Origin of the sequence: Sulfuriflexus sp., assembly GCF_032250955.1 — a bacterium.
In the GTDB taxonomy this organism is placed as follows: Bacteria; Pseudomonadota; Gammaproteobacteria; order AKS1; family AKS1; genus Sulfuriflexus.
This window is the reverse complement of sequence record NZ_JAVVES010000098.1, coordinates 1-6405: the sequence shown is the minus strand read 5'-3', so window position 1 is coordinate 6405 and position 6405 is coordinate 1. Positions and strand designations below refer to the sequence as shown.

General features: G+C 55.3%; 6 protein-coding genes. All 6 read right to left on the bottom strand.

Going from position 1 to position 6405, the window contains the following annotated elements; translation table 11 throughout:
• Positions 1 to 20 precede the first annotated feature (20 nt).
• On the bottom strand, positions 21 to 1511 hold the full coding sequence (locus RQ738_RS12825) for an RAMP superfamily CRISPR-associated protein (protein WP_314165671.1): 1491 nt from the start codon (positions 1509 to 1511) through the stop codon (positions 21 to 23).
• The gene (csm4, locus tag RQ738_RS12820; RefSeq protein ID WP_314165670.1) at positions 1501 to 2466 is read right to left on the bottom strand and encodes a type III-A CRISPR-associated RAMP protein Csm4; all 966 of its coding nucleotides are present in this window, start codon (positions 2464 to 2466) and stop codon (positions 1501 to 1503) included. Before csm4 ends, RQ738_RS12825 begins: the two co-directional genes overlap by 11 nt.
• Positions 2467 to 2474: 8 nt before the next feature.
• Complete coding sequence (csm3, locus tag RQ738_RS12815; protein ID WP_314165668.1) at positions 2475 to 3179, bottom strand: type III-A CRISPR-associated RAMP protein Csm3; 705 nt, start codon at positions 3177 to 3179, stop codon at positions 2475 to 2477.
• A gap of 15 nt (positions 3180 to 3194) precedes the next feature.
• Positions 3195 to 3605, bottom strand: coding sequence for a type III-A CRISPR-associated protein Csm2 (csm2, locus tag RQ738_RS12810; protein ID WP_314165666.1), 411 nt, complete (start codon positions 3603 to 3605; stop codon positions 3195 to 3197).
• 13 nt (positions 3606 to 3618) lie between these two features.
• Positions 3619 to 6117: a type III-A CRISPR-associated protein Cas10/Csm1 gene (gene cas10, locus RQ738_RS12805; RefSeq protein ID WP_314165665.1), complete on the bottom strand. Its 2499-nt coding sequence runs from the start codon at positions 6115 to 6117 to the stop codon at positions 3619 to 3621.
• Between the two features lie 51 nt (positions 6118 to 6168).
• Positions 6169 to 6405: hypothetical protein (locus RQ738_RS12800; RefSeq protein WP_314165663.1), on the bottom strand; the 237-nt coding region annotated here is incomplete at its 5' end.

Here is a 6405-nt window from a genome sequence, read left to right as displayed (position 1 = left end):
CTCGCTTATGTGGTGAATAGTTACGTCTCACCAAGATAACCCTTCAACTTCACCACTTTCTCCCATTGCTTTTTGGAACACTCCTTCTTGTTCCACTTGCCGATCTTCTCCCACAGCCCCTGGATGGCTCTGGCGGTTTTCAGGCGATCTGATTCGTCCATGGCATCCAGACCGTTGTACAGCTCGATGACCTGATGCTCAAGCAGATCGCCCTGTTGCAACTGATGGAGTTGCCGATCGACCGGCGACATAGCCTCAAGCTCGGCTTGACGTAGAGCTTCGGCTTCGGCGGCTTGCTGGGCTTGACGTACCTTTTCCTGCTGTTCAGCGATCCTTGCGGCCTTTTCTCGGCCAATCTCTTTGCGGCGTTCAAAACGGGTTTCTGCCACATAGTGGTTGGCCGTCTCACGAAGAAACGTTCCTTGTCGGTATTCCTCTTCACCACAAGGAGTGAGACGCACCCACCCAAAGGGAAAGTGGCCATTGGCGAGAGTCCGCGTGGTGCCGTGAGGAAGAGGGGAACCCTGCTTCCCTTTACGCGTCAATGGCTGGTTGTCGCTGACCGTGACAAATTCTACCTGCGAATAGTGACCGACCCGCAGATACATCGTTCCCGGCGAGGCAGTGGCCAGCTCATGACGTAGCGTTTCTACCAGTGGCCGTGCCTTGGCAAACTGCGGCTGCTGGTAAAACTTGCTGATTTCGCTATCAAGACGCACCAGCAGATAAGCATTGGTAAGTGCGCACAATTCCTGCCATGACCAGCTTTTGCCCCCCGGCAAGGTCAATTTTTGGTTATTGTTTAACCAGTCGCCAAGCAAAAACTTGCCGTAGAGTGCTGTGCATTCGGCGAGCCCGAGCATCCGGCTGGGAAGGGCTTCGCACTTGCTTTTTGGGGTGGCGGTCTGGCCTTCCTTGCGCCTTATTTCCAGAGCCTCGACCAACACCGTGGAATCGGACCATCCTTCAACATCGCCAATTTTAAGTTGTTTAAAAGCATTATCGGTAATTTTGCCGAGGGCCTGCTCCAGCTTTCGATTATATTCGGCAGGATTTTTTTTGAGGCCAAGCTGCTGCTCCCGGTCAAGCCAATCGATGATTGCGGTACGCAGCGCTCCTTTCAATGATGACCCAGGTAAAATCGGAGCGCGGCCGTTGCTACTCATCTGCGGACTAAGCCGCAGCTGATTGCTGGTGCGCTGATCGTCTCGCTTTTTCAAATATTCTTTGAAAATTGACTCATCGGTTATCGTGATCCGGCGCGTGCCGTAAATCTCAGGATCGAGGTTGTCGGCGAGAAATTTACGCATCTGCGGGACATTACTGCCGGAAAACCGGGTGCAGAGTTCGTCCGGATCGGGGTATTCAGCGGCCCAGGCATGGGTGTCGATGATATGGCAGAATGGCGAGCCGGCACCGTCCTGCATCAGGTAGCTCATGGGATCGAGTTCGTCGCCAGTGCCGATATGCACCGGTGAAAGGATGTCGAGCCGGAAGAATTCAGTCTGCATGATGCCCCTCCAGGGTAACGGGGATGGTCAGCGGCCAGCCGATTTGCACCAGCTTCGGATCGCTGTGAATATTACGCAACAAATACCCGCTGCGAGGCATGGTCGAAAAAAGGCTCCCCTCGGCAAAGGCGAAAAACGGCTTTTTGAAAGGGTTGCGCTCACCGAAACCGCTCCAGGCCCGCCCATGTTTCACGAAAGGTGTCCAGTTGCCGGCAAACTCGCGCATGTCGGGGTTGGCACAGACCGACAATGACAGGCGATGGCTCCCCTGCATGGCGAAAGGGCCAGCATCGAAGTTCGAGTCTCGTTCAAAGCGGAAATGTCCCTTCCCGGTAGAGCTGTCTGCTCCGAATCCGGTGGCGGACAGGTGGTGAAACAGTTCTTCAAAGTGGTCGACCTGCTGGGTCTCCACATACAGATCGAGAGCGACGCCGGGTGGGTACCAGTTACTCTGGGTAAAAAACAGCCCCCCTTGATTGAGGACGCTACCGGTTTGCCGATCGATAGTCACATGAGGCTGCACCTCGCTCACAGGTTCCGGCGAAGCTGTCGTCCTCCTCTTATCGCTTTGCGCTGCCAGCCATTCGATAAAGAGCGACTCCTGGTCGAGACATCCCTGCCGCTGGCGCCACTGGTCGCAGGTCCAGAATATCTGCTTGCGAAACAGCTTGTATTGGCCGAGGCTTGCGAAGAGGTTCCCCTGATTGGCAAACTGTTCTTTAAAACGCCGGCGCGAGATGCCCGGCAGCGGCGGCAACGGGAACTGGCCCGCGGGCAAAGCGCTGGAGAGGACAAAGGGCGGTTCCTCGCCGGCAAAGGCATCAATCATTTCAGTCACTCGACTTTCGCCGTGCAGCATGGCTGCTGCCCATAGCAGTTGCCCGTAGAGGGTGTCGCTGCGCAGTGGCGTGGCAAATGCCGAAAGAGGGGTGAGGTGGTAGCGATAGAGCGCCATGGCTTCTCCTATAAGGGATAGCTGGACAGATCGATAAGCTGGCGATCACCGGGATGCTGCCCATCATCGGACCAAGCCAGATTGTCGAACCTCACCTGGCCGCTTCCCCGTGAGGAACAACCACCCAGAGCGTCAAGTTCAATCAAGCGCAGCCCCCGGTAGACATCTTCGATCAGATCCGGATCGTCCCCTTGAAAGACCTTGAAAGACATGTCGAAACGGAACTGAACGCCGGCAGGAACCCGCTCCAGCGGCCGTGGATGCTCGGCCACACCTTTGACCCGATGAATGATGTTCTCGTACTTTACCTCCATGGGCAGTTCATTGTTTTGGAACTTCTGCCGACACTCTTCGGTAAGGACCGCATCACGCATAATCAGGCGGGTCGGGCCGAGATCGTTGCCTTTGTCAGCTGCAGATGTGCCAAAGATGGTACAGGCCGGGCATCCCGCCTCGGCACAGGCGCAGGGCTTGCCGGTTGCTATAAACTTGCGGGTCTGGGGGCGCATGCTGGAAAATCGGGAAATTTCCAGCAGAGAACGCATCTTTCCTTTAATTGACGATCCGGGGATGTACGGTTCGTGGGTCAACGGGTTTTTGATGATCGGTTGGTCGAGACCGCCGATTTCCAGATTGTCCTTGCCGGCGCCGATGTGCAGGCCGGTAATGACGGTGATGGTGCCGGTCAAGCGTTTGATGGTTTCAAGCTGCATAATTATTGCTCCTTATCAGTCTTTGAGATTGCGTCCATAGCAAAAGCCGACCACCGCCTCGAAATGCAGCAGAAAGGCCTTGAAATCGCGCGCAGTTTCGATGGCCTGCACATGCTTTTGCAGCCAGGTGACAAAGGCCTGGGGAACCACCTTGCGTGCCTGCGCATAGACGACCTTGGCGTTTGCCATCTTGATCAGCGGCTTGATGCTTTTGAAGGCATCATCAACGTCACCCTGCTGTTGTTCGAATTGCCTTTCCAGGCTCTTGAATTCATTGAAAAAACGCCGCAGCTGGGAACTTTTTATGGCCTCATTTGTTGGTCTGCCATTGGCGTTGAGTTCCACAAACTGCTCGGCAGCTTTCAGTGCCTCTTCATTCAGCAATTCAGGTCTTATGTGTTTTCCCGTGTCGTCGAAATAAATCATTTCCTCCTCCGTTTCATGAATCCCTGCGTTGACGATATAGAGCCCAGGTTACAGGCAGTCGGATTTTTTCGAGCAGCCGCTCGTCTTTCTGCAGGGCCAGTATGTCACTGCGTTCCTGCGGATCGCGTACAATCTTCTCAGTGATGTTGCGGGCGAAATCGTAATTCATGTGGGAGAGATAAATTCCCCGTTTGATCTCCCCGGCCAGGAAGGCGCGGCGTTCATTACCGTAATAGAGCAGCCGGCCGAGCAAACCCCGCGGCACCTTGCGGTCACGCACCAGAGCGTGAAGCCAATCCCCCTTGGCGATCAGCCCCGCAAACTCATCCCAGGGGACGCAGGTGTCAAATAGGCTTACTCCGTTTTTCTGCGGCAAGTGCTTGGCTCGTTCCAGCAACTCCTCAGCCTGTTCGGCAATGGCACGCACAGGTAGTGACGGCTTGATCACAGCAACCCCAGCCGACAGGGTCATGATCGGCCGGTTGGCAACAAACCGGGCAAAACGTTTGTGCAGTTCTTCGGCGAAACGTACTGTCTGCCGCCAAGGGCCGATCAGGAAAAGGTCGTCGCCACCGGCGAAAACCACGTAAAGATCCGGATGCTCCTGTTTGATCCAGCGCACCAGATCATCGCTGAAAAAGTGATTCAACATTCTTGAGAGGCTGGCAAAGCGGCTGATGGAGAGCCTGTCCTGCAGGCCGATGCTGAAGATCAGCCCGAGATTGTCGACATCAGCCTTGAACGCCCCGAGAAAACTGCGCCCTACCGGAGAGCCGTCCGGATCCATTTCGCGCGCTGAGCGGGCCATCAAGCTGAAGGTCTTGGGTTCCCCCACTACCACCGGTTCATCCCGAAATTGCCAGCCGCCGACAGACCCGGGCTGCAGGTCGTTCCATCCTCGCCATATCGACAGGTCGGTCTCACTGATTGTCGGCAGATGGGTCGCGATAGGCTGGTAGGCATAGACCCCGCGTTTGTGCAGCGCCACAATCTCACAGGCTTCCTTGTGGCGTTTTGGGTCGATCTTCTGTACAAGATGCAATTGCAGGTCGGCAAAGAGTGCAACTCCTTTTTCACCTCCCCGTCGGAAAATCAGATATTCGCAGCGCGGTAGTCGGCTGCCGATCATCTCAATCTGCTCAGCGCAATCATGGCAAAGATCGACTTCCACCCCATAGTTGCCGCGATGGTGTTCCGATGCGATTCGATCGACCGGGCGTTTGTGGCAGATTGGACAGTCGCCGTCGGCATAGGCGGCATAATCGAGTTCGATAACAGGCGCGAGACCCTCTGCCATCAGACGATCGAACTTGTGTAGCTTGCGTTCTTCGAGAGCATCGTTGAAATCATCCAGACGCTGTTGAAACCTCTCCATGCGGCAATCTGCTTCAGTCAACTCTACGTTCCAACACAGATTCAAGCAAAGTTCACCGCGAAAGCGGTTGAAAAACCAGCGCTGTACCTCAAGTTCAAAAGCCGGCATAAATTTTCGAACCCTGTCGGTAGCCGGCAGCAACAAGATAAAGCGACCCCCAGCATCAATAATGCGAGCCATAGAGGAAAGTCCCAGCTTCTGCAACAGGTCGAGAACGACTGAACGCGTTAACATCTGTAAAAAGAATGATCTGGCTCGGAAAAGCTTGGCTACGCCACTGCCATGTGATTTATCCAGGTCGAAGATATATTTCTGAATGCCTGACAGGTCACCACCCAACAGCAGGAACTTTGGCGTTGTCTCTGCATTCTGGCCGGGGAGTCCTCCCAGCTCGGTATGATAAAAGGCGAGGGCCTGGGCGATGGCGGCAGTGGTCACGGCGTGATCGTAGAGGGAGATGTCAGCCAGCGATTTGTAGGTGGAGGATGGAATACACCATGTGTATTCCTCCAGCAATGATGTCAGAGCCGCCGTGTAGTGGGCGACGCCCATCTCCAATGGAAGGTCTTTCAAATGCGCGCAGAAGTCTGCGAACAAGGCTGAGTAATCAGACTCTCTGGCAACCTCCGGCAGAACCGGAAATGGGTCTTCCGTCAGTGGTGCCAGTCGATAACAGTGCCCCTGCTGCAAACTATCCAGCGGCCGGGGGCCGGTAAAACTGAGCTGCTCGAATATCGACAGCAACCGTGCACTGCGAAAATCCCCCTCACCTTCTTCCCCGGATTTACGGTCTGTACCTGCAGAAAGCCGGTCAGCAATACTAAGGGACTGTTCCAGCAAGTCGCTGGCGTCAGGTTTATGATGGGCTGAAGCGAGCCGCGCCAGCTGCGAACGGTTTTTGCTGTCAGCCAGTTCCTGGGGTAACGGCAGAGTCTTTTCGATGAAAAAGTCACTATACAAAACATGCGTATGGGTTGAATGTCCATGGGCAGTGGGGCAGTACTCCCCTTCCATGTCTTGGTTTTTGCCGGCTCGGGCCCGTTGCGCAAACTTCCCCACATCGTGCAACAACGCGGCCAGCACCAGCTTATCGAGTTCGCTTCTTTCCATCCATCCACCTCCTGTCAGGGATTTCACATGACCCTAAAACGTATGTGCGAACTTTGACCACAATCGCAACGTTGCGAGCTAACTCACCACTCGAATCCGTTCCCGCGAAATTCCAAGTCCATAGCGTGTCCCCGGACGCTTGCCGGTAGCGGTAATCTCCAGCTGCTCGGCAACTGCCGGACCAAAGGCGCGTTCCAGGGTCTTGCGCAGTTTGGCGCGGTAGCTGCGGAAATTCTCGGCGTCGAGGGCGAGGATGCCGGTATGACTCATCGACTCGATCTCGCGGGCTGGCGCAGTCTGCCGGTAAAGTGCGGC

Bases quoted from the DNA above. Each gene is read 5' to 3' on its own strand.
- RQ738_RS12825 (WP_314165671.1), bottom strand. From the start codon at position 1,511: ATGCAGACTGAATTCTTCCGGCTCGACATCCTTTCACCGGTGCATATC.
- csm4 (WP_314165670.1), bottom strand. From the start codon at position 2,466: ATGGCGCTCTATCGCTACCACCTCACCCCTCTTTCGGCATTTGCCACG.
- csm3 (WP_314165668.1), bottom strand. From the start codon at position 3,179: ATGCAGCTTGAAACCATCAAACGCTTGACCGGCACCATCACCGTCATT.
- csm2 (WP_314165666.1), bottom strand. From the start codon at position 3,605: ATGATTTATTTCGACGACACGGGAAAACACATAAGACCTGAATTGCTG.